The organism is Promicromonospora thailandica (assembly GCF_024171955.1).
GTDB lineage: Bacteria > Actinomycetota > Actinomycetes > Actinomycetales > Cellulomonadaceae > Promicromonospora > Promicromonospora thailandica.
This window is the reverse complement of the sequence record NZ_JAMTCS010000013.1, coordinates 162,138-189,128: the sequence shown is the minus strand read 5'-3', so window position 1 is coordinate 189,128 and position 26,991 is coordinate 162,138. Positions and strand designations below refer to the sequence as shown.

At 73.8% G+C, this 26,991-nt stretch carries 26 protein-coding genes; 19 read left to right on the top strand and 7 right to left on the bottom strand.

The genetic code is table 11. From position 1 onward, the window contains the following. Positions 1 to 12: 12 nt before the first annotated feature. Positions 13 to 1,398, bottom strand: coding sequence for a cation:dicarboxylate symporter family transporter (locus APR03_RS20470; RefSeq protein ID WP_253838825.1), 1,386 nt, complete (start codon positions 1,396 to 1,398; stop codon positions 13 to 15). A 190-nt stretch (positions 1,399 to 1,588) separates the two neighbouring features. On the opposite strand from APR03_RS20470, the gene APR03_RS20465 reads away from it, so the two are divergent. Both APR03_RS20465 and APR03_RS20460 read left to right on the top strand, forming a co-directional pair. Continuing rightward, on the top strand, positions 1,589 to 3,259 hold the full coding sequence (locus APR03_RS20465; RefSeq protein ID WP_253838823.1) for a sensor histidine kinase: 1,671 nt from the start codon (positions 1,589 to 1,591) through the stop codon (positions 3,257 to 3,259). Continuing rightward, positions 3,256 to 3,948 (top strand): response regulator, encoded by a 693-nt coding sequence (locus APR03_RS20460; protein ID WP_253838820.1) that lies wholly within the window; start codon positions 3,256 to 3,258, stop codon positions 3,946 to 3,948. Before APR03_RS20465 ends, APR03_RS20460 begins: the two co-directional genes overlap by 4 nt. A 43-nt stretch (positions 3,949 to 3,991) precedes the next feature. Here APR03_RS20460 and APR03_RS20455 read toward each other — a convergent pair whose 3' ends face one another. Together APR03_RS20455 and APR03_RS20450 are read right to left on the bottom strand one after the other, a co-directional pair. Next, positions 3,992 to 4,552 carry a hypothetical protein gene (locus APR03_RS20455; RefSeq protein ID WP_253838818.1) on the bottom strand — a complete coding sequence of 187 codons (561 nt, stop codon included), beginning with the start codon at positions 4,550 to 4,552 and terminating at the stop codon, positions 3,992 to 3,994. Positions 4,553 to 4,610: 58 nt separating this feature from the next. Continuing rightward, positions 4,611 to 5,609 (bottom strand): helix-turn-helix transcriptional regulator, encoded by a 999-nt coding sequence (locus APR03_RS20450; RefSeq protein ID WP_253838816.1) that lies wholly within the window; start codon positions 5,607 to 5,609, stop codon positions 4,611 to 4,613. A gap of 93 nt (positions 5,610 to 5,702) precedes the next feature. On the opposite strand from APR03_RS20450, the gene APR03_RS20445 reads away from it, so the two are divergent. The 4 genes from APR03_RS20445 to APR03_RS20430 all read left to right on the top strand — a co-directional run bounded on the left by APR03_RS20445 (position 5,703) and on the right by APR03_RS20430 (position 8,886). Continuing rightward, complete coding sequence (locus APR03_RS20445) at positions 5,703 to 6,755, top strand: ATP-binding cassette domain-containing protein (protein WP_253838814.1); 1,053 nt, start codon at positions 5,703 to 5,705, stop codon at positions 6,753 to 6,755. Then, complete coding sequence (locus APR03_RS20440; RefSeq protein WP_253838813.1) at positions 6,752 to 7,552, top strand: ABC transporter permease; 801 nt, start codon at positions 6,752 to 6,754, stop codon at positions 7,550 to 7,552. The genes APR03_RS20445 and APR03_RS20440 overlap by 4 nt, the downstream gene beginning before the upstream one ends. An 80-nt stretch (positions 7,553 to 7,632) precedes the next feature. Further along, a complete protein-coding gene (locus APR03_RS20435; protein ID WP_308216526.1) occupies positions 7,633 to 7,812 on the top strand; it encodes a hypothetical protein in 180 nt (59 codons plus the stop codon). 120 nt (positions 7,813 to 7,932) lie between these two features. Then, positions 7,933 to 8,886 (top strand): M23 family metallopeptidase, encoded by a 954-nt coding sequence (locus tag APR03_RS20430; protein ID WP_253838811.1) that lies wholly within the window; start codon positions 7,933 to 7,935, stop codon positions 8,884 to 8,886. Between the two features lie 56 nt (positions 8,887 to 8,942). Here APR03_RS20430 and APR03_RS20425 read toward each other — a convergent pair whose 3' ends face one another. Continuing rightward, positions 8,943 to 9,311, bottom strand: a complete 369-nt coding sequence (locus tag APR03_RS20425; RefSeq protein WP_253838809.1) for a VOC family protein — start codon at positions 9,309 to 9,311, stop codon at positions 8,943 to 8,945. Positions 9,312 to 9,334: 23 nt separating this feature from the next. On the opposite strand from APR03_RS20425, the gene APR03_RS20420 reads away from it, so the two are divergent. The 6 genes from APR03_RS20420 to APR03_RS20395 all read left to right on the top strand — a co-directional run bounded on the left by APR03_RS20420 (position 9,335) and on the right by APR03_RS20395 (position 14,443). After that, a complete protein-coding gene (locus tag APR03_RS20420; protein ID WP_253838801.1) occupies positions 9,335 to 9,787 on the top strand; it encodes a nitroreductase/quinone reductase family protein in 453 nt (150 codons plus the stop codon). A gap of 27 nt (positions 9,788 to 9,814) precedes the next feature. After that, positions 9,815 to 10,504, top strand: a complete 690-nt coding sequence (locus APR03_RS20415) for a DUF1684 domain-containing protein (RefSeq protein WP_253838799.1) — start codon at positions 9,815 to 9,817, stop codon at positions 10,502 to 10,504. Between the two features lie 162 nt (positions 10,505 to 10,666). After that, positions 10,667 to 11,404, top strand: coding sequence for a VIT1/CCC1 transporter family protein (locus APR03_RS20410; protein WP_253838797.1), 738 nt, complete (start codon positions 10,667 to 10,669; stop codon positions 11,402 to 11,404). A gap of 16 nt (positions 11,405 to 11,420) precedes the next feature. After that, the gene (locus tag APR03_RS20405) at positions 11,421 to 12,698 is read left to right on the top strand and encodes an arginine deiminase (protein WP_253838795.1); all 1,278 of its coding nucleotides are present in this window, start codon (positions 11,421 to 11,423) and stop codon (positions 12,696 to 12,698) included. Between the two features lie 97 nt (positions 12,699 to 12,795). After that, the gene (locus APR03_RS20400) at positions 12,796 to 13,563 is read left to right on the top strand and encodes an ion transporter (RefSeq protein ID WP_253838889.1); all 768 of its coding nucleotides are present in this window, start codon (positions 12,796 to 12,798) and stop codon (positions 13,561 to 13,563) included. Between the two features lie 409 nt (positions 13,564 to 13,972). Further along, positions 13,973 to 14,443 (top strand): HNH endonuclease, encoded by a 471-nt coding sequence (locus tag APR03_RS20395; RefSeq protein WP_253838793.1) that lies wholly within the window; start codon positions 13,973 to 13,975, stop codon positions 14,441 to 14,443. A gap of 86 nt (positions 14,444 to 14,529) precedes the next feature. Here APR03_RS20395 and APR03_RS20390 read toward each other — a convergent pair whose 3' ends face one another. Beyond that, complete coding sequence (locus APR03_RS20390; protein ID WP_253838791.1) at positions 14,530 to 15,588, bottom strand: LLM class flavin-dependent oxidoreductase; 1,059 nt, start codon at positions 15,586 to 15,588, stop codon at positions 14,530 to 14,532. A 124-nt stretch (positions 15,589 to 15,712) separates the two neighbouring features. On the opposite strand from APR03_RS20390, the gene APR03_RS20385 reads away from it, so the two are divergent. Together APR03_RS20385 and APR03_RS20380 are read left to right on the top strand one after the other, a co-directional pair. After that, positions 15,713 to 16,165, top strand: a complete 453-nt coding sequence (locus APR03_RS20385; protein WP_253838789.1) for a GNAT family N-acetyltransferase — start codon at positions 15,713 to 15,715, stop codon at positions 16,163 to 16,165. A gap of 122 nt (positions 16,166 to 16,287) precedes the next feature. Then, on the top strand, positions 16,288 to 17,109 hold the full coding sequence (locus APR03_RS20380; protein ID WP_253838787.1) for a metal-dependent hydrolase: 822 nt from the start codon (positions 16,288 to 16,290) through the stop codon (positions 17,107 to 17,109). 64 nt (positions 17,110 to 17,173) lie between these two features. Here the strand turns inward: APR03_RS20380 and APR03_RS20375 are convergent, their stop codons facing one another. After that, positions 17,174 to 18,904, bottom strand: coding sequence for an ATPase (locus tag APR03_RS20375; RefSeq protein ID WP_253838785.1), 1,731 nt, complete (start codon positions 18,902 to 18,904; stop codon positions 17,174 to 17,176). Positions 18,905 to 19,200: 296 nt separating this feature from the next. On the opposite strand from APR03_RS20375, the gene APR03_RS20370 reads away from it, so the two are divergent. From APR03_RS20370 to APR03_RS20355, 4 genes are all read left to right on the top strand, one after another. Next, positions 19,201 to 20,322, top strand: a complete 1,122-nt coding sequence (locus tag APR03_RS20370; RefSeq protein WP_253838783.1) for a hypothetical protein — start codon at positions 19,201 to 19,203, stop codon at positions 20,320 to 20,322. Positions 20,323 to 20,472: 150 nt separating this feature from the next. Continuing rightward, a complete protein-coding gene (locus tag APR03_RS20365; RefSeq protein ID WP_253838781.1) occupies positions 20,473 to 22,779 on the top strand; it encodes a serine/threonine protein kinase in 2,307 nt (768 codons plus the stop codon). A gap of 191 nt (positions 22,780 to 22,970) precedes the next feature. After that, a complete protein-coding gene (locus tag APR03_RS20360; protein WP_253838779.1) occupies positions 22,971 to 23,942 on the top strand; it encodes a hypothetical protein in 972 nt (323 codons plus the stop codon). Between the two features lie 367 nt (positions 23,943 to 24,309). Continuing rightward, complete coding sequence (locus APR03_RS20355) at positions 24,310 to 25,317, top strand: serine protein kinase RIO (protein WP_253838777.1); 1,008 nt, start codon at positions 24,310 to 24,312, stop codon at positions 25,315 to 25,317. An 8-nt stretch (positions 25,318 to 25,325) separates the two neighbouring features. Here the strand turns inward: APR03_RS20355 and APR03_RS20350 are convergent, their stop codons facing one another. After that, positions 25,326 to 25,796: an Lrp/AsnC family transcriptional regulator gene (locus APR03_RS20350; protein ID WP_253838773.1), complete on the bottom strand. Its 471-nt coding sequence runs from the start codon at positions 25,794 to 25,796 to the stop codon at positions 25,326 to 25,328. Positions 25,797 to 25,855: 59 nt separating this feature from the next. On the opposite strand from APR03_RS20350, the gene APR03_RS20345 reads away from it, so the two are divergent. Next, a complete protein-coding gene (locus tag APR03_RS20345; protein WP_253838771.1) occupies positions 25,856 to 26,983 on the top strand; it encodes a trans-sulfuration enzyme family protein in 1,128 nt (375 codons plus the stop codon). Positions 26,984 to 26,991 lie beyond the last annotated feature (8 nt).

The window sequence follows — 26,991 nt, the reverse complement described above, 5'->3', positions numbered from 1 at the left end:
TGGTCCGCGGTCTCATACCGCGGCCGACTGGACCACCCTCTCCCGAGATTCCGTCTCGCGCTCGTCGAGCGTGTCGCCCGGCGTGTCGGCACCGTGGGCGTCGTCGACGGAGGTCTCGTCGAACGGGAGGTGGCCGGAGAGCACCTGGCCCACGCGGTCCCGGTCGATCTCGCGGGTCCACGTACCGATCACGACGGTGGCGACCGCGTTGCCGGTGAAGTTGGTCAGGGCGCGCGCCTCGGACATGAAGCGGTCGATGCCGACGATGATCCCGACGCCGTCGACCAGGTCGGGACGGTAGGTCTGCAGGCCGCCGGCGAGGGTGGCCAGGCCCGCTCCGGTGACGCCCGCCGCGCCCTTGGAGGCGATGATCATGAAGGCGAGCATGCCGATCTGCTCGGGGATCGTCAGGGGTGTGCCCATGGCGGAGGCGATGAACAGCGACGCCATGGTGAGGTAGATCGCGGTGCCGTCGAGGTTGAACGAGTAGCCGGTGGGCACGGTGATGCCGACGACCGGCTTGGAGACGCCCAGGTGCTCCATCTTGGAGATCAGGCGCGGCAGGGCGGCCTCCGACGAGGAGGTGCTGACGATGAGCAGGTACTCGCGGGCCAGGTACTTCATGAGCGAGAAGATGTTGACCCGCGCCACGAACCAGAGCACGGCGCCCAGCACGATCGCGATGAACAGGATGCAGGTCACGTAGAAGCCGAGCATCAGGGTGCCGAGGGCGACGACGGCGCCCCACCCGGTCTCGCCGACCACGCCGGCGATGGCGCCGAAGGCTCCGACGGGCGCGACCCACAGGATCATCGTCAGCACGCGGAAGACGATCGCCTGGATGACGCGGACGGCGTCCAGGGCGGGCTTGCCGCGGGCACCGAGCTGCTGGATGGCGAACCCGACCAGGAGCGCGACGAACAGGGTCTGCAGCACGGAGTCGCCGGTGAGCGGCGAGACGAGCGTGGTGGGGATGATGCCGAGCGCGAAGTCGACCAGGGACTCCGCCTCGCCCTCGGCCTCGTAGGTGGCACCCGCGATCGACAGACCCTCGCCCGGGTGCAGCACGTTGCCCACGACCAGGCCGATCACCAGAGCGAACGTGGACATGACGAGGAAGTACAGCAGCGCGAGGCCGCCGACACGGCCCACGGTGGCCGCCTTGGCGATGGAACCGATGCCGAGCACGATGGTGCAGAAGATGACCGGGGAGATCATCATCTTGATGAGGGCGACGAAGCCGGTGCCCAGCGGCTTGAGCGCCACCCCGGTCTCGGGCGACGCCAGGCCCACGACGACGCCGGCCACCACGGCCACGATCACCGCGATGTACAGGTAGTGACTCTTGTCGAGCCGGCGGCGCGGGGTGGTCCCGGCGGCGGGCTGCGTGACAGCCATGATGGTTTCCTCTCACAACGCTGTGTGGTCAGGCACCAGGGTGCTGGGCCGCCGCCGGCAACCCCCTATTGCGTACATAGTGTTCTCGACGGCTCGTGCTCTCGGCCGTTCTCGACCGCTCGGCGCGGGGGGCCACAATGGGTCGGTGGCGCAGCGTCGGGGTGCGAGTATCGCGAGGTGGTTCCTCGCCGTGCACACGGCGCTGCTGTTCGCGGGCGCGGTGGTCGTGTTCGGTCTGCTGGCGCTGGACGCCCGGTCGTCGGCCGAGACCCATGCCGCCACCGAGAGCACCGACCTGGCCGCGACGGTGGCCGCGGAGTCGCTGGTCATCGACACGGTGGCCCGCGCGCACGCCGACGCCGCCCGCGACCGGGACGGCTCGGTCGAGGCGGCCTCGGCGCTGCTGCAGCCGTACGCGGAACGCGTCATGGGCACCACGGAGATCGACTACCTGACCGTCATGGACACCGACCGCACCCGGTACACGCACCGCAACGCGTGGCAGATCGGCCGCCCGTTCGTGGGCACGACGGCGCCCGCGCTGCGCGGCGAGTCGTTCACCGAGGTCTACGACGGCACGCTCGGCCCCTCGGTGCGCGCCGTGGTGCCCGTGGTGACGGACGACGGCGAGGTCGTGGGCCTGGTGTCGGCCGGCGTGACGCTCGACCGGCTGTGGGACAGCATCGTGCCGCGCCTGGTCGTGGTCGGCGTCGCCACGCTGCTCGCGTTCGGGGCGGGCGCCGTCGCCGCGACGCTGCTCGCCCGCCGCCTGGACCGGATCACGGACTCCAGGGGGCCGGACGAGCTGGCGCACCTGTTCGCCGCGCACGAGGCGGTGCTGCACTCCGTGGAGGAGGGCATGCTGCTCATCGAGGGCGGCACCGTGGTGCTGGCCAACGACGAGGCGCTGCGGCTGCTGGGCGCGACCGACCTCGCGGCGCCGTTCGCCGTCGCCGACCCGCGCCTGTCCCCCGCGGTGCGCGACCTGCTGGCCGGTACGGCCCCCGAGGGCCCGGTCCGCGTGGGCGACCGCGTGCTGCTCGTGGGGCGGGAGGCGGCCGCGACGCGTGGCCGGGGCGTGGGCGAGGTGGTCTCGCTGCGCGACCGCACCGAGCTGCAGCGGGTCACCGGCGAGCTGTCCTCGGTGCGGACCATCTCCGAGGCGCTGCGCGCCCAGACGCACGACTTCAGCAACCGCCTGCACACCATCGCCACCCTCATCGAGCTGGGCCGCAGCGACGAGGCCCTGCGCTTCGTGGCCGGGGAGCGCGACCTGGGCCAGCGGCTGACCGACCGTGTGGTGCAGGCCATCGAGGAGCCCGTGATCGCCGCGCTGGTGCTGGGCAAGGCCGCGCAGGCCCACGAGCGGGCCGTCGAGATGCACTTCGAGACGCACCTGGCGCCGGGCACCCACTGGCTGGAGCCCGTCGACGTGGTCACGATCCTGGGCAACCTGATCGACAACGGCATCGACGCGGCGGCCGCGCGAGCCCTGGAGGCCGGGGACGGCGACGCGGGCCCGGGGGACGCCTGGGTCGAGGTGTACCTCGCCACGGGCGACGACGGGGCGCTCGTGTTCCAGGTCTCCGACAGCGGGCACGGCATCGACGCCGCGCACGCCGAGCGCATCTTCGAGCAGGGCTGGAGCACCAAGGACGCCGCGGCCGGCGGGCGCGGCTACGGGCTGGCGCTCGTGCGGCAGGTGGTCGAGAGCCTCGGCGGGGACGTCGAGGTGTCGGACGGCGCGCACGCCGGCGCCGTCTTCACGGTCACGCTCCCCCGGCCCGCCGCGGCGCCGTCGTCGTCCCCCTCGTCGTCCCCGACCGCCGCGCTCGCCCCTGACGCCGGGGGCCGCGCGTGATCCGGGTCCTGGTCGTCGAGGACGACCACCGCACCGCCGCGGCCCACGGCGAGTACGTGCGCCGGGTGGCCGGGTTCGAGCTGGCCGGGGTGGTGCACACCGCGAGCGACACGGTCCGCGCCCTGCGCGACGCCCGGGCCGCGGGCCAGGAGGTGCACCTCCTCCTGCTGGACATGAACCTGCCCGACCGGCACGGCCTGGTGCTGTGCCGTCAGCTGCGCGCCGCGGGGCTGGTGGTCGACGTGATCGCCGTGACCGCCGCCCGCGAGCTGGAGGTGGTGCGCGAGGCGGTGGCGGTCGGCGTGGTGCAGTACCTCATCAAGCCGTTCGTGTTCGGGCTGTTCGCGGAGAAGCTCGGCGCGTACCGCACCTACTTCGAGCAGATGCGCTCACCCGTCTCGACGCTCAGCCAGCGCGAGGTGGACACCGCGTTCGCGGCGCTGCGGACCTCCAACGCCGCGGGCCTGCCCAAGGGGCTGTCCCAGGACACGCTGGACGCCGTCTCGGACCTGCTCGCGCGGCAGCCGGGGGCGCTCTCGGCGAGCGAGGTGGCCGACGCGCTGCACCTGGCCCGCATCACCGCCCGCCGCTACCTGGAGTTCCTGGCCGACCAGGGCATCGCCACCCGGGCGCCGCGCTACGGCACGCGCGGCCGCCCGGAGCTGGAGTACGCCCGCGACCGCGCCTGACGGAGCCGGCGTCCGGGCGGCGTCCGGGCGGCGTCCGGACGACTCAGCCCGCGACCGCGGCCGCCAGCCGGTCCAGGTAGGCCTGCTCGTCCACGGAGAGCTTGACCCGCTTGCTGAACAGGCCGCCCGTGCGCGAGCGGGTCGCCCCGGCCACCCGGCCGGCGATCCGCAGGAGCCACTCGCCGTACGCGGCCAGGTCCGCGTCAGGCACGCGACCGCGCAGCAGCGTGACGGCGGCCGCGGTCAGCTCGACCGCCTGGTCCGCCGCGCCCTCCGGGTCGGGCTGCGCGCCCACGCGCGCCGCCTCCTCGGTGGCGGCCGCGGCGGCCGCCACCCCGACCGCCGCCGCGGGGTCCGCGCGCACCTCGGCAGCCGCCGCCTCCTTCGCCCGCACGCGGTCGCGCAGCGCGACCGACACGGCGCGGACGAAGTCGTTCTCGTGCTCCTGCGCCTCGCGGAACACCCGGGCGCCGGCCGCGGTCTCCAGCAGGAACCGCAGCCCACCGGGCTGACCGTCGGCCAGCGTGGCGGCCTTGAGCACCGCGCCGGGGGCGTCGAGGATCTGGTCGAGCTCGGTCTCGCTGAAGCCGGTCAGGTTCGTCATGCGCGCTCTCTTCGGGGGACGTCGGGCCGGGACGGCCCTCAACCTACCGGTTCCCAGGTCAGCCGCCGTGCGGCACCGCCGCCGCGTACCGGCCGGCCAGCTCGCGCGTGGCCGCGACGAGCTCGGGCGGGCCCACCACCTCGAACGGCGCGTCGAAGCCGCCGAGCCGCCCGGCCAGGCCGCCCCAGGACCACGAGCCGAGCACCACGCGGCACCGGGGCGCGCCGTCGACGTCGGGCAGCGGCTCGCACAGCCCGTCCGCCCCGATCCACCGCGCCACGTCGACGGCGCGCGCGTGCAGCACCATCTCGCCCCGCACCGGCGACGGCCAGGACCCGCTGATCCGCTCGGCCACGAACGCCGCCACGTCACCGCCCGGCACCTGCCGGGGCGTGAACCGGGGCCCGGTGCCGGACCTGAGCGTCATCCGGTCCACCCGGAACAGCCGCCAGTCGGCGCGGTCGAGGTCGAAGGCCACGAGGTACCAGCGCCCCTCGGACGTCACGAGGTGGTGCGGCTCCACGCGCCGCGGCGGGTGGAACGCGTGCTCACCCTCGCCGACGGCGGCCATGGTGCCGCCCGCGTAGTCGAACCGCACGACCTCGCCCGCCCGGCACGCGGAGCCCATCGTCAGCAGCGTCTCCGGGTCCACCGTCTCCCCCGAGCGCTCGGGCCGGCGCCGCACCGTGGTCACCTCGAGCGCGTCCAGCCGGGACCGCAGGCGGGCCGGCATCACCTGGCGGATCGTGGCCAGCGCGCGCAGCGCCCCCTCCTCCGCACCGGGGATCGCTCCCGTGCGCAGGGCCACGGCGACGGCGACCGCCTGCTCGTCGTCGAACAGGAGCGGCGGCAGGTCGGTGCCCGCGGCGAGCCGGTAGCCGCCGTCGGGGCCCTTGGTCGCGTTCACGGGGTAGCCGAGCTCGCGCAGGCGGTCGACGTCGCGCCGCACGGTGCGCGGGCTGACGCCGAGCCGGTCGGCCAGGAGCGCGCCCGGCCAGTCCCGGCGGGCCTGGAGCAGGGACAGCAGGGTGAGGAGTCGTCCGGAGGTCTCGAGCACGGATCCAGCATGGCACGCGGTAGAGGACAGGAACTGACCGCTACACCCGGAAGGCTGTCTCTCGTCGGAAGAACAGGAACCGAAGGAGACACCGTGATCCGCACAGACGCGCTCACCAAGGACTTCGTGGTGAGCCGCACCCGTACCGTCCACGCCGTGCGCGGCATCTCGCTCGACGTGGCGCCCGGCGAGCTGGTGGCCGTGCTCGGCCCCAACGGCGCGGGCAAGACCACCACGCTGCGCATGCTGACCACGCTCACCCGGCCCACCTCGGGCAGCGCGACCGTCGCCGGGTACGACGTCGTCACCCACCCCGACCGCGTCCGCGCCGCCATCGGCTACGTCGGCCAGGGCGGCGCGGGCGGCGCGTCCCAGGTGGTGCGCGACGAGCTGCGCACGCAGGGCGAGATCTACGGTCTCGACCGGCGCACCGCGCGGCGCCGCGCCGACGAGCTGCTGGAGGCGCTCGACCTGACCGAGCAGGCCGACCGCAAGGTCGACAGCCTCTCGGGCGGGCAGCGGCGCCGCCTCGACGTCGCCGTGGGGCTGGTCCACGAGCCGTCGCTGCTGTTCCTCGACGAGCCGTCCACGGGTCTGGACCCGCACAACCGCGCCAACCTCTGGGAGCACGTGCTGCGGATGCGCACGGCGGCGGCCGACCCCATGACGATCGTGCTCACCACCCACTACCTCGACGAGGCGGACACGTTCGCGGAGCGGGTGATCGTCGTCGACCACGGTCAGGTCATCGCCGACGACACCGCCGACGCGCTCAAGGCCGACCTCGCGGGCGACCTGGTCACGCTGCGCGTGGCGGCCGGCGACGCGGCGGCCCTGGCCGCCCTCGCCGAGCGGGCCCCCGGGACCCGCTCGGTCCGGGTCGGCGCGCCGGAGGCGGACGGCGGCCGGCCGGTCGAGATCCGCACCGCGGACGGCCCGGGCGCCACGCCCGGCCTGCTGCGCGCGGCCGACGCCGCGGGCCTGGCCGTGACCCGCGTGGACGTCGCCCGGCCGACGCTCGACGACGTCTTCCTCGGCCTGACCGGGCGCAGCCTGCGGGAGACCGGGGTACAGGGCGGCGACGAGCCGCCCGGCGAGCCCACCACCGACCTGTCCGGCACGACCACGAAGGAGGTCCTGGCATGAGCGCCGCGACCCTGTCCCCCGCCCGCCCGCTGTCCCGGCGCAGCTTTCTGCGCGACACCCGGATCGTCCTGCTGCGCGAGCTCGCGCCCGTGGCCCGCGACCCGTTCTCGGTGCTGTTCGGCCTCGTGCAGCCGCTCGTCTTCCTCGGCCTGTTCGGTCCGCTGCTGGCCGGGTCGGCGGGCGAGGCGCTCGGCGGGGACGTGTGGCTCTGGTTCGTCCCCGCCGTGCTGGCCATGACCACCCTGTTCGGCACGTCGGTCACGGGCTCCAACCTGCAGCTCGACCTGACCTCCGGCGTGCACGAGCGCATGCTGGTCACGCCGCTGTCCCGGCCGGCACAGCTCGTGGGGCGGGCCCTGAAGGAGATGGTGCCGATCGTGGCCCAGTCCCTCGTGGTGCTGCTGGTGATGCTGCCGTTCGGGCTGCGGCCCGACCCGCTCGGCGCCCTGCTCACGCTGGCCCAGCTCGCCGTGCTCGGCGTCGGCATCGGGTCGCTGTCGTACGCGCTCGCCCTGGCGGTGCGCAAGCAGGAGTGGATGTTCTGGATGGTGCAGCAGACGGTGCTGTTCCCCGTGATGCTGCTGTCCGGCATGCTCCTGCCCCTGGAGACCGGGCCGGCGTGGATGCGGGCCGCCTCGGCGGTGAACCCGCTGCGCTACGTCGTCGACTCCGGCCGCGCCGCCTTCGCGGGCGACCTCGCCTCGACGGCGGTCGCCTGGGGCTGGCTGGCCGCCCTCGCGACGGCGGCCCTCGGCCTGGCGGTCGGCGTCCGCTCCATGCTCCGCTCGACCGACTGACCCACCGCTGAGTGCGGGATACTTGCCCTCCTGGCACACGAAAAAGGGCGAAGATCCCGCACTCAGCGGGGTGGGGCGCCTTGCGCCCGGGCCACGCGCTGCGCATCGTCTACCGCGCGCGGATCACCGGGGGCGAGCTGCGCGTCGAGGAGGACGGCTCCACCGACGGCGTCGCCTGGCACACCCCGGCCGAGGTCGCCGCGCTGGACCGCGTCACCCTGGTCGACGTCGCGCTCCGCTGGGCCGGCCTGCTGCCCTGACCCGGCCACGCACCTGCCGCCCCCGCCGTCCAGGGGCAGGACTCCCCATGGGCGCGGACCGCCGCGACGTGCCAGCCTTCGCGCGTCAGACCAAGAGTCAGACCGAGGATGGAGGGCACCATGTCAGGCATCTCCCCGATCCACAGCTCCCCGACCCGCCGCCGGACGGCACGCCGGTTGATGGCACGGCACTGGGCGCTCGCGGCACTGGCCGCGTTCACCCTGGCCGCCACGCCGGCGGCGACCGCGACGGCGTCGGTCGTCGCGCCCGACGCCGTCGTCCCGCTCGCGACGGCCCACCGCTCGCCGTTCAGCTGCGGCAAGACCTTCTACGCCAACAACTGGTCCGGCGGGCACAACCCGTCCGGGTCCATCGACTGGCAGAGCTACGACGGTGACGCCGTCGGCGGCGAGAACGTCCGGGCCACGGCGGCCGGCACCGCCACCTTCGACGACGAGGGCAGCACCAGCTACGGCAAGTGGGTGCAGATCGTGCACAGCGACGGCACCCGCACGCGCTACGCCCACCTGGCCACCATGGTGCGGGCACCCGGCCAGACCATGTCGGTCAGCCGGGGCACCGTGATCGGCACGGTCGGCTCCACGGGCGGATCTTCGGCCCCGCACCTGCACTACGAGCAGCGCAGCTCCTCCGGGGTGGTCGACACCTCCCCGACCGTCGACGGCGTGACCGTCTCCCTCGGCCAGAAGAAGGCGGTCACCAGCACCAACGGCTGCGGCGGCTCGAGCAACCCGTACACCCCGCAGGAGGTCTGCGGCAGCGCCTTCTCCGTGATCGACTCCGCGGCGCTCGGCTCGGTGGGCCGCACCTACCTGCTCTACAACGCGAGCAACGGCAACAACTGCGTGGTGACGCTGAAGTCCACCAACCTCGGCACCCCGACCGCGGTGTCGGCGTTCCTCGAACCCCAGGGCGCGAGCCGCACCACGGACTCGGGGAACTTCTCCTACTACGCCGGGCCGGTCAAGCGCTCCGCACCCGGCACCTGCGTCAAGTGGGGCGGCTCGGTGGGCGGCACCGCCTACACCAGCCCGTTCGAGCACTGCGGCTGACACCCTCAGGCGCCGGCGGCCCGGGAACGCGTCCCGGGCCGCCGGTACCCGTACCCTCAGCGCGGCGGCTCGATCAGGTCCCACGGCATGCCGTACAGGTCCTCGAAGACCGCCACCGTGCCGTACTCCTCGTGGCGCGGCTCCTCGCGGAACCGCACGCCCGCCGCCGCCATCCGGGCGTGCTGGGCGGCGAAGTCGTCGGTCTCCAGGAAGAAGGCGACCTTGCCCGACGCCTGGTCGCCCGCGGCGTCCGACACGGCCAGGACCAGCCCGGTGCCACCGTCCGCCGGGCCGACGACGACGCGGCGCCCGCCGGACGCGTTCGCCTCGTCCTGCCGCACGACGAAGCCGAGGGCGTCCACGAAGAACGCGAGCGCCTCGTCCTGGTCGCGGACGAGGTAGGTCATGTCGGAGATCCTGAGCATCCGGTGATCCTACGATCAACCCCATGAGCTTCTCGCACCCGACCGGCACCCGCGGGGCCCGGCCTCCCGGTCCGATGTTCCGCCGCGTCAACCGGGTCCTGGCGTGGTTCGCGCGACGCAGCCGGCGCTCCCTGCTCGGCACCCGCGTCCTGGTGCTGACGACCGTGGGCCGCCGCACCGGCGAGCCCCGCGCCACGCCGCTGGCCTGGTTCCCGGGGCCCGACGGTACCTGGCGCGTGGTCGCGTCCAACTGGGGCGCCGCCACGAACCCCGCCTGGTACCTCAACGTGGCGGCCCACCCGGACCGGCTCACCGTCGAGACCGGCGGGCGCACCGTCCCGGTACGCGCCCGCGAGCTGCACGGCGCCGAGCGGGCCGAGGCCTGGCGGCAGATCACCGCCCGGGCCGCGAACTTCCGGCGGTACGAGCAGGGCACCGACCGCGAGATCCCCGTCATCGACCTCACACCCCGCTGACGGCCGCCCGTGGGTAGTGTCGTCCGCATGACGCAGGCCACCACCTCCCCGGTCACCACAGCCCTCCAGACCGCGGACTGGCGCCGCCGCGTGTTCGCGATCTACGCCGAGGTGCGCCGCCGCGGCGCGCAGGACCCGGCCGACGCGCACGCCTTCTGGGTCGCCGCCCGCGACGACCTCTTCGCGAACCACCCGGCCTCGCCGATCCTGCCCGAGGACAAGCCCGGCTTCACCGGGCTCACCGTCACCCCCTACGACCCGGCCTGGCGCTTCACCGCGCCCGTCGTGCCCGCGGAGCCCGGACCCGACGGCGCCCCGCGCCGCCTCGACGTGCCCACCGCGACCGACGGCGTCATCCCGTTCGAGCTGCTCGGCACCGTCGAGCTGTCCGGGCTGGGCACGCTCGACGTCTGGCGCCTCGCCTCCTACGGCGGCGGCCTGTTCGTGCCGATCAAGGACACGCTCGCGGGCGTGCCCGGCGGCACCTACGGCGGCGGACGCTACCTCCTGGACACCATCAAGGGCTCCTGGCTCGGCCACACGGGCGAGGCCGGCTACGACGACGGCGTGGGCGACCTCGTCCTGGACCTCAACTTCGCCTACAACCCGTCGTGCGCCTACGACCCGGCCTGGGTCTGCCCGCTGGCCCAGCCCGGCAACACGCTGGACCAGGAGGTCCCGGTCGGCGAGCGCACCCCCGCCACGTCGGCCCTCTGACCCCGGCCGCCGCTCCTCTTCGAGACCGAGGTTGCTTCTCTTTGCGCCCGTTCAAAGAGAAGCAACCTCGGTCTCGAAGAGGAGCGGGCGCGGGCAAGGACAGGCTGTCCAACCCACCCGCCGGAAGTGGCCCCGCGCGGCGCGGCCTGGTTGCCTGAGCCCATGACGACAGAACCCTCGGGCGCCGCCGCCGTCGGGCACCCGGACGAACCCCACACCGGCGGCCTTGCCGAACGCCTGAACTGGCTCCGCGCGGGCGTGCTCGGCGCGAACGACGGCATCGTGTCCGTCGCGGCCGTCGCCGTCGGCGTCGCCGCCGCCACGTCGCGGACCGGCCCGATCCTCACCGCCGGCCTCGCCGCCCTCGTGGGCGGGGCGATCTCCATGGCGCTCGGCGAGTACGTGTCGGTCTCCAGCCAGTCCGACACCCAGCGGGCCCTCATCGCCAAGGAGCGCGCCGAGCTCGCTGAGATGCCCGAGGAGGAGCTCGCGGAGCTGACCGAGCTGTACCAGGCCAAGGGCCTGTCCCCCGCCACGGCCCGCCAGGTCGCCCTCGAGCTCACCGAGCACGACGCCCTGTCCGCGCACCTGGAGGCCGAGCTCGGCATCGACGAGGACGAGGTCGTCAGCCCCTGGAACGCCGCGCTCGCCTCCGCGGTCGCCTTCACGCTCGGTGCCGTCCTGCCGCTGGCCGCCGTCGTCCTGATCCCCGAACCCTGGCGGGTCGGGCTCACGTTCGTCGTCGTGCTCGCGGCGCTCGCCGGCACCGGCTGGCTCGGCGCGTGGATCGGCGGGGCGCCGCGAGCGCGCGCGACGGCACGCGTCGTCGTCGGCGGGGCGCTGGCGCTGGGGGCCACGTTCGCCGTCGGCTCGCTGCTCGGCACGACGGCGATGGGGTGAGTACCGTTAGCGCCCGATGAACACCATCGACATCACACCGCCCCCGGCCGGCACACCCTCGTCGGCGTACGGCGTCCACTCGGAGGTCGGCCGCCTGCGCAAGGTCCTGGTCTGCGCGCCGGGCCTGGCCCACCAGCGGCTCACCCCGTCCAACTCCGCCGACCTGCTGTTCGACGACGTGCTCTGGGTCGAGCGCGCCGAGCAGGACCACGCCGACTTCGTCGCCGAGCTGCGCAGCCGGGACGTCGACGTGGTCGAGCTGCACGCGCTGCTCGCCGAGACGCTCCGCGTGCCCGGCGCCCGCGACTGGCTGCTCGACCGCAAGATCGTGCCCGAGATCGTCGGCAACGGCCTCGTGGAGGCGACCCGCGAGTACCTGGAGTCGCTGCCCGAGCACGAGCTGGCGCGCTACCTCATCGGCGGCCTCGCGGTCGCGGACGTGCCCGAGCTGCCGCCGGGCTTCCGCGCGCTGGCCGACCTCAGCCCGGACACGCGCGAGTACCTCATGCCGCCGCTGCCCAACACGCTGTTCACGCGCGACACCACGTGCTGGATCTACGGCGGCCTCACGCTGAACCCGCTGTACTGGCGGGCGCGCCGTGACGAGACGCTGCTGATGAAGGCGGTCTACACGTTCCACCCCGAGTACGTGGGCAGCCGCGTGTGGTGGGGCGACCCGGAGACGAGCCACGGCGAGGCCACGTTCGAGGGCGGCGACATCATGCCGATCGGCAACGGCACGGTGCTCATGGGCATGAGCGAGCGCACCTCGCGGCAGGCGATCACCGAGGTGGCCGCCTCGCTGTTCCAGGCGGGCGCGGCCGAGCAGGTGGTCGTGGCGGGCATGCCGCGCCTGCGCGCGGCCATGCACCTCGACACGGTCATGACGTTCGTCGACGTCGACACCGTGACCGTGTACCCGCGCATCGTGGACCGCATCCACCCGTTCGTCCTGCGGCCCGACGGCGGCCCGCTGGGCGTGTCGGTGACCGACGCCGGCGGGTCCTCCTTCCTCGACGTCGTGGGCCAGGTGTCCGGGCTGGGCGAGCTGCGGGTCATCGAGACCGGCGGCGACGTGTACGAGTCCGAGCGGCAGCAGTGGGACAGCGGCAACAACTCGGTGGCGGTCGAGCCAGGCGTCGTGTTCACCTACGACCGGAACACGACCACGAACGACCTGCTGCGCAAGGCGGGCGTCGAGGTGATCGAGATCGCCGGCGGCGAGCTGGGCCGCGGCCGGGGCGGCGGCCACTGCATGACGTGCCCGATCATCCGCGAGCCCGTGTCCTGGTAACGGCCGTTACTCTGCATTCCGGACAATCACCCTGAAAGGAGTCCGGATGTCGGTCGGCGGCGGTGACGTATCGATTCGAGCGCGCCTGCGGGGGTTGGTGGAGCACCCCGGGTTCCAGCGGGCGGTGCTGGGCGTGATCATCGCCAACGCCGTCGTGCTGGGTCTGGAGACGTCGATCGTCGACGGCCCCGTGGACCAGGTGCTGCAGGTCGTCGACGACGCGATGCTCTGGTTCTTCGTCACCGAGATCGCGCTGCGGCTGCTCGCCCACGGGTTCCGGTTCTTCCGGGACCCGTGGAGCGTTTTCGACCTGCTCGTGGTGGGGATCGCCCTGATCCCCGCGACCGGCCCGCTGGCGGTGCTGCGCGCCCTGCGGGTGCTGCGCGTGCTGCGCCTGGCCGACTCCGTGCCCGCGATGAAGCGGGTGGTGAACGGGCTGGTCGCGGCCGTGCCCGGCATGGGGTCGGTCGGCGCGCTGCTGGTCCTGGTCATGTACGTGTCCGTGGTGATCGCGACCAACCTCTACGGCGCGATCGCGCCGGACCACTTCGGCGACCTCGGGACGACGGCGTTCACCCTGTTCCAGGTCATGACCGGCGAGGCCTGGCCGGACATCGCCGACGAGGTGATGGTGCACGAGCCCATGGCCTGGATCTTCTTCGTCGTGTTCATCCTCGTGGTCTCGTTCGCCGTGCTGAACCTCTTCATCGCCGTGGTCGTCAGCGGCATGGAGAGCATCGACGACCTGGCCGAGCACGAGGAGAGGTCCGACGCGGAGGTCATGGACGAGCTGCGGGCGATCCGGGCGCAGCTCTCCGCGGTGCAGGAGGAGCTCGCGCGGTCCCGGGCGACGTCGGAGATTTGAGGAACTCTTGGGTTTCAGTTCCGGAAAAGCCATAGACGAGGCCAAGTCCTCGTTGTACCTTTCTTCACACACGGACTCGCGCCGTGGAGGTACGGACGTGTGTCCGCACCGCACCAGACAGACTCATCCGCACGAGACGGGAAGGAAGCGATCCACGATGGTCCGCACGATCAGCGACGCCACCGCATCGTCCTACCCGACCACCGCCACGCACCTGTGGGACGGCCGCGAGGCCATCCGGGGCGCCATACGCTCCTGATCCGGCAGACGCCGGACCAGTGAACGTGAGCCGCCTCGGGATGCCTGTTCCCGGGCGGCTCTTGTCGTCCCGGGCGCGAACCGGCCTGCGCCGTACAGCACCACCCGAGACATCAGCAGGAACGACAAGCTCACCGGAAGGAGCAGGCCCGTGGCCGACGTCCTTGTCCTCAATGCCGGCTACGAGCCGCTGCACCGGGTATCGGTCCGGCACGCCATCCACATGCTCGTGCGCGAGGTCGCGGTCGTGGAGGAGGCGGTCGACGGCCGCTCCTTCGGACCCTTCCCCTTACCGCGCGTGCTGCGGCTGGTCCGGTACGTGACGATGCGGTGGCTCTACAAGTCGGGCGGCGCGCCCGCGTGCACCAAGCTGGGCGTCAAGCGCCGCGACGGCATGTGCGCGTACTGCGGCGGTCCCGCCGAGACCGTGGACCACATCCTGCCCCGGTCGCGCGGCGGCCCCTCGACGTGGATGAACCTCGTGGCCGCGTGCTACGAGTGCAACTCGCACAAGGCGGACCGCACCCCGGCCGAGGCCGGCATGGTGCTCCACCTGACGCCGCACGTGCCACGCGCCGACTACGCACGCGCCATCCGCCACAGAGCAGCCCGCGCGGCCTGACGCGGGTGGGCCTCGAGAACGACCTGGGGTACCGGATCACGTCGGATCCGGTACCCCAGGTCGTTCTCCCAGCGGACTCTCCCGCGTCAGCCGGCCAGCGCCTTCGCCAGGAGCTCCAGGGTCTGGGTGCGCCCCGGCGTGGCAGTCAGAGGCTCGCCGGCGCGGGATCCCGCGACCGGCACCAGCATGACCTCCTCGACGCCGTACCGCTCGGACAGGTCGCGCACCTGGGCGGCCACCTGGTCGCCGTCGCCGATGAGCCAGCGCGTGCGCATCGCCTCGATCGACTGGGCCATGACGCCGTCGGCGGGCTCGGCGGCGCCGGCGGCCAGCGCCTCCTCGACGGTCTCCAGCGGACCCAGCGGCCGGCCGGAGCGCAGGCGCGCCATCTGGCGCAGCTGCGGCAGGGCGCGGTCGTGCGCCTCGTCGGACGTCGGCGCCACCACCGCGTTGGCCGTGACGAACGTCCGCGGCTCCGGGTGGTCCTCCGAGGGCCGGTAGCCGTCCCGGTAGAGCGCCAGGATCTGGTCCATGCCCTGGCCCGAGAAGTGGTTGGCGAACACGTACGGGAGGCCGAGCTCGGCCGCCAGGCGCGCGGAGTAGTCGCTGGACCCCAGCAGCCACAGCGTGGGCGTCCCGTCGGCCGCGGGCGTGGCCCGCACGTCGTAGACGTCGCCCGACACCAGGCGCAGGCGGGCGCCGTCGGGCCGCATGAGGCTCAGGATGTCGGTGACGTGCTGCGGGAACCGGTCCACGTCCGCCGTCGGGCCCGTGGCCCGCAGGAGCGAGGTGACCACGGGGTCGCTGCCGGGGGCGCGGCCGATGCCGAGGTCGATGCGCCCGGGCGCCATCGCCTCCAGCGCCGCGAACTGCTCCGCGACGACGAGCGGGGCGTGGTTCGGCAGCATGACGCCACCCGACCCGACGCGGATGCGGGACGTGCGCGCGGCGGCCGCCGCGATCATCACGGGCGGCGACGACGCGGCGACCGCCGCCATGTTGTGGTGCTCGGCGAACCAGTAGCGCTCGAAGCCGAGACGGTCGGCGAGCGCGACCAGATCGAGCGAGGCCGCCAGGGCCTGGGCGCTGGTCTGGCCCGAGCGGACGGGCACGAGGTCAAGGACGGACAGACGTGGGGTGTTCATCGCCTGTGTCAACCGTTCCGGGGGCGCGCGTGTTCCGTGTCACGGGTCTTATCACCTCCCGGGTCGGCGCGTTATCGCGGGAGGCCGTGGCGCCCACCCCCGTCGGCCTGACATGATCACGGGCGTGTCTGCTGATGTGCGCCCCGCGACCGACGACGACGTCGATGCCGTGGTCGACCTGTTCCGCCAGTACCTGAGGTTCTACGACCAGGAGGTTCCCGACGCCGAGGCGCGCGCCTACCTCACCGCCCGCCGGGACGCGGGTGACAGCGTGCTCCTGGTCGCGGAGGCCGACGGCGGGCTGGTGGGCTTCGCCCAGAGCTATCCGACGTGGTCGTCGGTGAGCCTGAGCCGGTCGTGGGTGCTCAACGACCTGTTCGTGACGCCGGCCGCGCGCGGCACGGGTGCGGCGCGGGCGCTGGTGCAGGACACCTGCCGGCGGGCCAAGGAGGACGGTGCCATCCGCGTGTCGCTGGCCACGGCGTGGGACAACGTGGCCGCGCAGGGCCTGTACGAGTCCGAGGGCTTCGTGCGCGACCAGCACTTCCACCACTACATGTACGTGACGGGCGCCTGAGCCCTGTCGTCGTGCCTGCGCCACCGTGTGGGTGGCGCGCGTTAGGGTGCCCGGGGACACATCAAGTCTGGACGAAACAACTCAATCGGGACACCCCGGGAACTGGAGCGCACACCACCATGATGGGAGGCAACCACGCCGCGACGGGAGCCGCGGCCTGGGTAGCGGTCACCGCGTCCACGCCGATCGCCTTCGGCTGGTACCCGGGGGTCTCGAACGCGGGAGTGATCGTGGGTTCGCTCGTCTGCGCGGGCGCGGCCCTGCTGCCCGACGCCGACCATCACTCCGGCACCATCGCCAACTCGCTCAAGCCGGTGTCGAACGCCGTGGCGAGGACCGTGGGGAAGCTCTCCGGCGGTCACCGCAAGGGGACGCACTCGATCCTCGGCATCGCCGTGTTCACGGCCATCGCGTGGGCGCTGAGCCTCCTCACCCTGGACACCGGCGACGGGCTGTTCGGGGCGATCCTGATCGGCCCGGGCATCATGTGCGTGCTGCTGGTCTCCTACGCCCTCAAGGCGCTCAAGATCACCCGGGACACCAAGCTGCTGCCGTGGACCACGTCGATCACGCTGGCGGTGCTCATCGCGGTGTTCGCGCCCGAGGAGTGGTACTGGATGCCGTTCAGCGTGGCGCTGGGCTGCACCGTGCACATCCTCGGCGACATGATCACGACCAACGGCGTGCCCCTGCTGTGGCCCCTGAAGTTCCGTTCGCCGCGGTGGATGCGGGACGGCCGCGGTCTCGAGCTCGACATGATCTGGCGCTCGGGCGGCAACCTCTCGATCCCGATCCTGGGCGACGCCGGGTCGGTGCGGGAGTGGATCTTCCTGATCCCCGTGTCGCTGTACGCGATCGTCGGGATCGTCTGGGCGTTCCTGGACCAGATGGGCTACGACACCATGGCGGTCTGGTACCAGGTCGTGGGCTTCTTCGGGGGCTGACCGCCCCGCGCGGCGCGGCGCGTGAGCGCCCGGCCGGCCCGGCACCGGGCCGGCCGGGCCGGGGTCACAGGCCGCCGGCCACCGCGGCGCCGGCCGCGAGCCAGGCGCGGCGTGTGTCGGGGCGCAGGGCGCCGTACCGCAGGTGCCCGTCGACCATCGCCGGGTCGAACGGGATCGTCACCACGGCGCGGGCCAGCGACCGGTAGCCGTCCGCCACGCGCTCGAGCTCGCTCGGCGGTTCCTTCTGGTCGGCCTGGCTCACCACGACGACCGCCTGCTGCGCCAGGTACGCCGAGCGACCGTCCCGGGTGGCCAGCGCCTCCAGGAGCAGGGCCCCGGCCTCGGCGTGGTCGTCGCGGGTGGTGGTGGCGACCACGAGCTGGTCGGTCAGGTCGATCATCCGCTGCCACATCGGGTCGGACTCGTCGTTGCCGGAGTCGATGAGGATCATCCGGTAGTACTTCGAGAGCACCGCGTGGATCGCGTCGACGTCCTGCGGCTCGATGCGCTGCTCGTTCGCCATCGCGATGGGCTTGGAGCGCAGCACGTCGTACCGGTCGCGGGTCTGGTGGTGCACGTACCGGGCGAGGTCGGCGGCCTGCGCCGACGGGCCCAGGAGCCGGTCGGTCTGCGGCAGCAGGTCCAGCAGCGTCGACTCGTGGGGCCCCTGCTCGGTGCGCCAGCCCAGCGTGCCGCGCGTCTGGTTGTTGTCCCACGTGACCACGCCCGCGCCGCCGAACTGCGCGAAGACCGCCGCGAGCAGCACCGTCGACGGCGTCTTGCCGGCGCCGCCCTTGCCGTTGACCATCGAGATGGTGCGCGGGCCGGGCCAGTGCTGGCTCACGGCGCGCTCGTCGGCCCGCTCGGCCCGCTCGTCCTCGCTCGGCCCCACGCGGATGCCGATGCGCGTCAGCACGCCGCGGAAGCCGCGCGTGGCCGGCTCCTCGTCCTGCTGGTGGGTGAGGAAGGACTCGCGCACCTCGCGCCGCGAGCGCGGCCCCTCGCCGCTCCGCGTGTCCGACGACGGAGCGCCGGTGCTCCCCGGGACGGTGTCCACGGGTCCTGCGGGGCCGGGCACGGAGTCGAGAGGAGCTGGGTCGAGGGGTGCTGCCGCCGCAGACGAGGGGGCGGGGCCGGGCCCGGCGTCCGGCACGGGGTCCGGCGTGAAGTCCGGCAAGGGCTGCTGCCCTGCGGCCCGCGGGCCGTCCGCTGCCGCTGGACCGGGTTCGATGCCGGGGCCGGTGCCGACGGCCGGCTCGGGGGTGAAGGTACCGGGCGCGCCGCCCGGGCCGGGCGGGCCGGCCGGGCCGGGGGTTCCGGCGTCCGGCCGGGTGGGGAGGCGGCGCACCGTGTCCTCCGCGTCGAGGTCGCCCGGTCCGGGGCCGGCCGGTCCCGGCTCGTCCCGCGGCTCGCTCTGCTGGGGCTGTTGCTGCTGAGGCTGTTGCTGCTGGGCGGGCGGCTCGAACACGGACCCCGGGGCCGCGGCGGGCGGAGCCTGCGGGGTCGGGGACGACACCGGCGACGACGGGGCGAGCTCGTCCTCCTCGGGGACCACGGTGCCGTCCGGGTGCACGATCAGGTTCCAGAGCCCCTCGGGCCCGGTCGCCGAGGCACGGACCGGCCGGCCCACGCGCGCCGCGTTCTCCGTGACCCGGCGCAGCACCTCCACGCGCGCCTCCTCGAGGCTGCCGGCGCTGATGGCGTGGAAGGTGCCGTCGATCGTCACCTCTCCGGAGCCGTCCTCGCGGACGATCGCGTCGATCCGGGGCCAGCGGGGCACGGTGTCAGAGCTCATGCGTTTCCTCCGAAGTTCCTTGGGAGCGGCGGCATTGCGTGGCCCGCCCCCGATGCAAGGGTCGGCCATCTTCGCCCGGCTGGCCACCCCAACGGGGCATTCACCCCACCTGGTAGGTTCTCGCGCAAACAGGTGTCGAAACCGGACCACAACCGAGGAGCCTCCGCGTGTCCGACGAGCCCACCCGCCGTATTCCTCCGGCGGACGACCCCACGCAGATCCAGCGACCTCCGGCTCGTCCGGGGCGCCCGGGCGCGCATCCCGGTGCTCCGTCATCGTATGCCGCGACGGAGCGGATGGACGCGGTCCAGGCGGAGCAGGCGGCCGACCGGACCCAGGCGATGCCGCCCACTCAGGGCGGCGGGTACACCGACCAGGCGCAGGGCGGCTCGTACGCCGACCCCACGCAGGTGCTGCCGCCGTCGGGCACCGGACGCGACTTCCGGGCCGCGACGCCGCCGCCCGCGCGTCCCTACCGGCCGTACGAGTCGGCGCAGGGCGGGTACGGCGGGGACGCGGGCGCCGGGCAGGGCGACGCGACCCAGGTGTACCGGCCGGTCCAGGGCGACGCTACCCAGGCCTACCAGCCGGTCCAGGGACAGCAGCAGGGGTACCAGCAGCCCGGCTACCCCCAGCCGGGCGCACCGGGCCGGCAGGGCTACGGGCAGCCGAACCAGGGGTACGAACAGCAGGGGTACGGACAGCAGGGGTACGGGCAGCAGGGGTACGGGCAGCCCGCCGCCTACGCCCAGCCCGGCCAGGGGCAGGGCCAGGCACCGGGCCAGCCCTTCGGCGACCGCCAGGGCTACCCGCCCCAGCCGACGCCGCCCGCCCCGCGCCGGGACCGCGACGACGACCGCGACCGTGGCCCCGACGGCGCCGTCGCGGGTGCCGGGCTCGCGTGGATCCCGCGCCTGCTGCTGGTGCTGAGCGTCTACCAGCTCGTCCGGCTGATCCCCGGTTTCGACGTCATGCCCGACGTGGCGCAGTTCCCCCTGTTCCGCGGGATCGGCGACGGCGTGCTCAACATGCTCAACCTGAACCCGGAGTGGTCGGACCAGGCGGCCAACCTGACCATCCCCGTGCTCGGCATGGCGCTGGCCGCGGTGCTCAACACGATCCGCTCGCTGGGCACGTCGCTCACGGTCTGGCCGTACGGTCTGGTCGTGTTCGCGTGGATCGTGGTGTTCGCGGTCGGGGGCATCGTCGGCTACGCGCAGGACGCCGCCGAGAACGTGCAGCAGGACGTCCGGCAGTCGGTGGACCAGGGCATCGACGACGCGAAGCAGGACGCCGAGGACGCGGCCCGCGAGGAGCTGGAGCGCAGCGTCGAGGACGCGCAGGAGAACGCCACCGAGAACCTCCAGGAGAACGTCACGGAGCAGCTCGAGGACGCCCTGCCCGGCGGGAACGGCTGACCGGACGGCCTCAGCGGGCGGTTCCGCCGGGCGACGTCGGCACGAAACCGGCACCACACCTGCCACGCGCACGACCAGGCGCAACGACGGGACGCTGATAGGTTTTCTCAGGTCCGCCACCGGTTTCGGTGCACTGCTGAGGAGCCCTGCTTGTCCGACGAGACCACCCGTACGCCGGCCGTAGGCCCCGCCGGACCGCCGGCCCGGGGCGTCGACCGGACCGCCGTCGTGCCCCCGCCCGGCACCGCCCGGGTGATGCCGCCGCAGACGTCGCCGACCCGGGTCGTGGCGCCGTCGGGACCGCAGACGCCCGCCGGACGGACGGGCTCGGCCCAGGCGGGTGTCCCGCGGACCGGCGCCGTGCCGTCGGGTCCGGTCGGGCCGGGGGTTCCCGGGGCGCCGTCGTCCGCCGCGCCGACGACGCCGGCCCCGCCGCGCATCCCCGCCACGGGCGAGGTGCTCGGCCCGTACCAGCTCGTGGGGTCGCTCGGGCACGGCGGGTTCGCGCACGTGTACCGCGCCCTCGGACAGGGCGGCGAGGTGGCGCTCAAGGTGCTGACGAACGCCGAGCACGGCTCGCTGGACCGGTTCGTGGGTGAGGCCGCGCTGCTGGACCGGCTGGCCGGGCGGGGCTTCCCGCGGCTGGTGTCCGCCGACCTGCGCTCGGCGACGCCCTGGTTCGCCATGGAGCTGGTGCCCGGGCCGACGCTCGCCCAGCGGGTGTCCGCCGAGGGTCCCCTGCCGCCGCACGAGGTGCTGCGCGTCGCCGACGACGTGCTCGACGCCCTCGCCGTGCTCCAGGAGGAGCACTTCCTGCACCGCGACGTGAAGCCGGCGAACATCATCGCGGCGCCCGACCGGTACGTGCTGATCGACCTCGGCATCGCCAAGGGGCACGGCACCAGCACGTCGACGCACGCGGCCGGCACCATCTCCTACATGGCGCCCGAGCTGTTCGTGCGCAAGCCCCACGCCCGCTCGGACGTGTTCAGCCTGGGTCTGCTGCTGATCTTCCTCGCCACGGGACAGCTGCCGAACGACCTCAACTTCGCGGGGCGCGACCTCACGCCGGCCGACGTCGGACCGCTCGACCAGCGGCTGCTGCCGCTCGTGCTGGCCATGACGCGGCACCGGCCCGAGGACCGGCCACCGCTGCACAACCTGTCGCGGACGGTCGCGGAGCTCTCCGCCGGCGGAGCGGGCCTCGACCCGTCGCTGCTGGCCGCCGCCGACGCCACGACCGTCGAGCGCGGGCTGGTCACCGAGGTGCTGACCGGCAGCGGTGCGCCCACGGGCGCCGTCGCGCCCACCAGCCCCCTCGCGAGCAACCCGGTGCAGCAGGGCGAGCCCATGACCAACCTGGTCTACGACCAGCAGCTCATGGGCCGGCTGCACCAGGTGCACGGCGACGGGTTCGACGGCGCCGCGACGGAGGTCATCTCGGTGTACCTGTCCGCCGTCGGGCCGCAGCGGGCCGGCGGGCGCGCCCCCGCCGAGATCAAGGACTACCTCTGGGCCGCGATGCGCTGGGCCCCGGCGTTCACGCCCGAGGGCTACGCCGACACCTACGACGGCTGGGTCGCCTACCGGCAGCGCCACGGCCTGCCGCTGCCCGGCGTGCCGACGACGCCCGCTCCCCCGCGCCCGGCGGCCGACCCGACCCGGCGCACGGCCCCGGTCACCCACCAGCAGGCCACGCAGGTGGCGCCGGCGTTCCGGCCGGGGCCGCCGCCGGGTCGGATGATGCAGGGCCAGACGTCCGGGACCCGGCCGGTCCCGGCGTCCGCCACGGCGCCCGGCCCGATGCCCGGCCCCGCGACCGCACCGCAGCCCGCCGCACGACCCCAGCCACCCGCCCCGGCACCCACCCGTCGCGACGACGACCTGCGCGAGGACTCCCGCGGCGCGCGCGACCCCGCGCGCTCCCGCGACGACCAGCGCCGCGACACCGGCGGCGGGTTCGGTGTGGTGGCGACACTGGCCGGCTGGATCCCGCGCATCCTGCTCGCGCTGGCCGTCTACCAGCTCGTGCGCCTGCTGCCGGGGTTCGACGTGATGCCGAACGCCGCCGCGCTGCCGCTGTTCGCCGCGCTCGGCGACCTCGGAGTGGTGCTGCTGAACCTCGACCCGGTGTGGGCGCCGCGCCTGGCGGAGCTGTCGATCCCGCTGCTGGGCATCGTGACCTCGGCGATCGTCAACCTGTTCCGTGCGGTGCGGACCCGGCGCGGCGGCCGGACCTGGCCGTTCTGGCTGGTCGTGGTGGTCTGGGTGATCGTGATCGCCGTGCAGGGCGTGGTGGGCTACGCCCAGCAGGTCACGCAGGACGCGCGCGACTCCCTGCAGGAGCAGCGCGAGCAGCTCCAGGAGGACTTCGAGCAGGGCGTCCAGGACACCACCGACGACGTGCGCGACTCCCTGTGGAAGTCCCTGGAGGACGCCCTCCCCTGGAACAACTGAGCCTCTGGGCTGGTTGCTGCGCCGAGGTCGGCTCGTTGTGGCGAGGTCGGCACAGGCCTGGACCGATCTCGCCACAACGAGCCGACCTCGACGGCGCCACGGCTGGGCCGGAGAGGAACCACAGGGTGATGCCTGTCCACAGGGTTCGCCTGACGACCCCCGCGCGGGGCCGGTGCTGATGCACTCAGGGGATGAGCCCAGAGCTTCCGCCCGTCGTCATCCCCTCCGTCGTGCTCTCCGCCGAGCGTGACCGGAACCAGCTCGTCAGGGACCGCCGCAGCGGCGACATCGTCCGGGTGCGCCGGGGTGCCTACTGCGCGGTCGGGAGCATCCGGACCGACGGTCCCGCCGCAGGTCCACGCGAGCGACGGAACCGGGCGCTGGCGTGCGCCCGCGCCCTGCACGCGCAGCTGCGTGCCGACCATGTGTTCAGCCATGCGACCGCAGCCCTGCTCCTGGGCTGCCGCGTCTGGACGGTGCCGGACCGCACACACCTCTACCAGGGCTACCGGGCCTCCGCCCGCGCGGCGGACGACGTCGTCCGGCACCGCGGTGATCTGCCCCCCACGGATCGCACCACCGCCGCCGGGCTGCCGGTGACGTCGCTGCTCCGCACGGTCGTCGACTGCGCGCTCACCCTGCACCCGCTCGAGGCGCTCGTCGTCGTCGACTCGGCGCTGCGGCTCGGTGCCGACCGTGACGACCTGCTCGCGATGCTCCAGGCCCGCACCGGCCGGCGGGGCGTCCGGCGAGCGGTGCGGGTCGTCACGCTGGGCGACGCCGGCGCCCAGTCCGCCTGGGAGACGTGGGTCCGGTACGAGATGCTGCGGGCCGGTCTGCCCCGGCCCGTGACACAGATGGCGGTCCGGACCGACCACGGCATCTTCCACACCGACCTCGGATACCCCCGGTGGGCGCTCGGGATCGAGTTCGACGGCCAGGTGAAGTACCGGCCCGACGGCGTGCGGCCGGGTCACGACCCCGCCCAGGAGTACATGCGCGAGAAGGCGCGCGACGCCGCGATCCGCCGGGCGGGCGTGACGCTCGAGCACGTCAGCGCGAAGGACCGACGCGACGCCCAGGCCCTCGTGGCCCGCCTCGGACGCCACCTCCCCCCGGAGGCCCGCACGAGCCCTGACCCCCTCCTCCCACCCCTGGTCTGACCCCTCCCCCTTGCCCGCCGTCGAGGTCGGCCTGTTGTGGCGAGGTCGGCACAGGCCTGGACCGATCTCGCCACAACGAGCCGACCTCGACGGCGTCACGACAGACCAGGCGGAAAAACATGTGCGGGCCGCCGGGCGGGCATGTCATGCTCGGCGCACGGTCATCGAGACAGCCCTGCAGGCGGCGCTCGCTGACCGGCCAGCTCTCGGGGCCTCGCCCCGCACGGTGCGCTCGGTGAGCGCGGACAGGAAGGAGGCAGTCATGGACGACGTCGTTCGCGCGGCTGCCCTCTCGGCAGCAGACGCCACTGTCACCAGGAGCACCCGGCGCTGATCCGGTCGTGCTCCGGCATCAAGGAGCACCGTCTTGCCCCGTTTTCCCGAAGCACCGAAGTCCCTCCTGATCCAGTCCGCGAGCAGGAAGGGCCGCGCCGGCACCACCGTCAGTCGTGCGGACCTGGAGGGTCCGCACCCGAGCACGTTCGCCCCGGACGCGCACGACGAGCCCGACGCGCGCGGCACCTCCGCGGACGACGCACCCACCGAGCCCGGACCCGGCCAGCGGTGGTCCACCTGGCGTTCCGTCGCCAAGGGTCAGCGCGGTCCCGAGCCGGTCCCGGACTGGCTCGTGACGCGGGACGCCGCGTTCGACACCGAGCTCGGCATCCTCAAGACCGGCAAGGAGGCGGACGCGTTCCTCGTGGAGCGTGCCCTCTCCCCGGACGCCGCCCCGGGTCCGGCCGGGGAGCCCGCGCGCTGCCTGCTGGTGGCCAAGCGGTACCGCAGCCTGGACCACGGTCAGTTCCACCGCGGCACCGAGTACACCGAGGGCCGGCGCGTGCGTCGCACACGCGACCAGCGCGCCATGGAGGACCGGAAGTCGGCGTGGGGCCGCGCCGTGTCCGCCACGCAGTGGGCCGACGCCGAGTTCGTCGCCCTGCGCGACGCGTGGTCGGCGGGTGCCCCGGTGCCGTACCCGGTCCAGATCGACGGCACCGAGGTGCTCATGGAGTTCGTGGGCACCGAGGAGGTGGACGACGACGGCCGCACGCAGGTCGTCGCAGCGCCCCGCCTGACCCGCGAGCGCCCGTCGGACGACCTGCTGGAGTCGTACTGGGAGCAGCTCACGCACGGCATGTCCGTGCTGGCGCGGCTCGGCTTCGCGCACGGCGACCTGTCGCCGTACAACATCCTGGCGCACGGCGAGCGGCTGGTCGTCATCGACCTGCCGCAGGTCGTGGACCTGGTGGCGAACCCGTTCGCGAGCGAGGTGCTGCTGCGCGACTGCCGCACGGTCTGCGCCTGGTTCACCGCGCGGGGCCTGGACGTCGACCCGGACGCCCTGTTCGCCGACCTCCTGGCGCAGGCCCTCTGACCCCCGTGTCAGTCCGCGGGGGTCACCGGGCCGCAGGTCCAGGAGGAGAACACCAGGTCGGTCTGCACCCGGCCCACCTCGCCGCGCGCGGTCAGGTCCAGCACCAGGCGCTGCAGCTCGTCGGTACCCGTGCAGGCCACGTGCACCAGGAAGTCGTCCGGCCCGGACACGTGGTGCACGGCCCGGGTCTGCGGCAGTGCGCGCACCCAGTCCACGAACGGCCCGAGCAGCGGCCGGGAGTGCGTGGCGAGCCGCACCATGAGCATGGCCTGCAGCCCGCGCCCGACGGCGCCCGGGTCGATCTCGGCCCGGTACCCCCGGATGACCCCCGCGGTCTGCAGCCGCTGGACGCGGGCCAGGCAGGTCGACGGCGCGACGCCGACCCGCTGCGCCAGCGTCTTGTTGGACAGCCGCCCGTCGTTCTGCAGCTCGGCCAGCAGCGCCCGGTCCACCGAATCGAGGATCACGTTCTGGGTCATGGCCCGAATTTCTAGCACGTCCCGGCACCGCCGGGCGTCCAGGCTTCGATAGTCCGGGCATGAGCATGCACACCTGGACCACGCGCGCCGTCCACGCCGGCAAGGACGACCTGGCCGCCCTGGGCCTGCACGCCCCGCCGATCGACCTGTCCACCACCTACCCGTCGCACGACGTGGTCGCCGAGGCGGAGCGCCTCGACGCGTTCGCCGAGGGGCACGACGACGGCGGTCCGCCGGTGTACGGCCGCGTCGCCAACCCGACGGTGCGCCGGTTCGAGACCGCGCTGGCCGAGCTGGAGGGGGCCGACGCCGCCGTCGCCTTCGCCAGCGGCATGGCGGCGCTCTCGGCCTGCCTGCTGGCGCAGGTCGCGGCGGGGCGGCCGCACGTCGTCGGCGTGCGGCCGCTGTACGGCACCACCGACCACCTGCTGTCCTCGGGCCTGCTCGGCACGAGCGTCACGTGGGCGGAGCCCGACGAGGTCGCCTCCGCGATCACGGACCGGACCGGGCTGGTCGTCGTCGAGAGCCCGGCGAACCCCACGCTCGGTGAGGTGGACCTGCGGGCCCTGGCCGAGGCCTGCGGGCCCGTGCCCCTCCTGGCGGACAACACGTTCGCCACCCCGGTGCTGCAGCGCCCGATCACCCTCGGGGCGGGCATGGTGCTGCACAGCGCCACCAAGTACCTGGGCGGGCACGGCGACGTCATGGGCGGCGTGGTCGCGTGCGACGAGCCGACCGCGCGGGCGCTGCGCCAGGTGCGGTTCATGACGGGCGGCATGCTGCACCCGATCGCGGGCTACGAGCTGCTGCGCGGCCTGGCGACGCTTCCGGTGCGGGTCCGTGCGGCGTCGGCGACGGCGGCGGAGCTGGCCCGGCGGCTGGCCGACCACCCCCGGGTGACCCGCGTGCACTACCCCCGCGTCGGTGGCGCCATGGTGTCGTTCGAGACGTCGGCCGACCCGGTGGCGCTGGTCGCCGCCGTGCGGCTGATCACCCCGGCGGTGAGCCTGGGCAGCGTGGACAGCCTGATCCAGCACCCGGCCTCGCTGACCCACCGGATCATGGACGAGGTCTCCCGCAAGGACGCGGGCATCTCCCCCGACCTGGTGCGCCTGTCGGTGGGCCTGGAGGACGTCGACGACCTCTGGGCCGACCTCACCCGAGCGCTCGACGGGGCGGGCCGCTAGCGTGGACG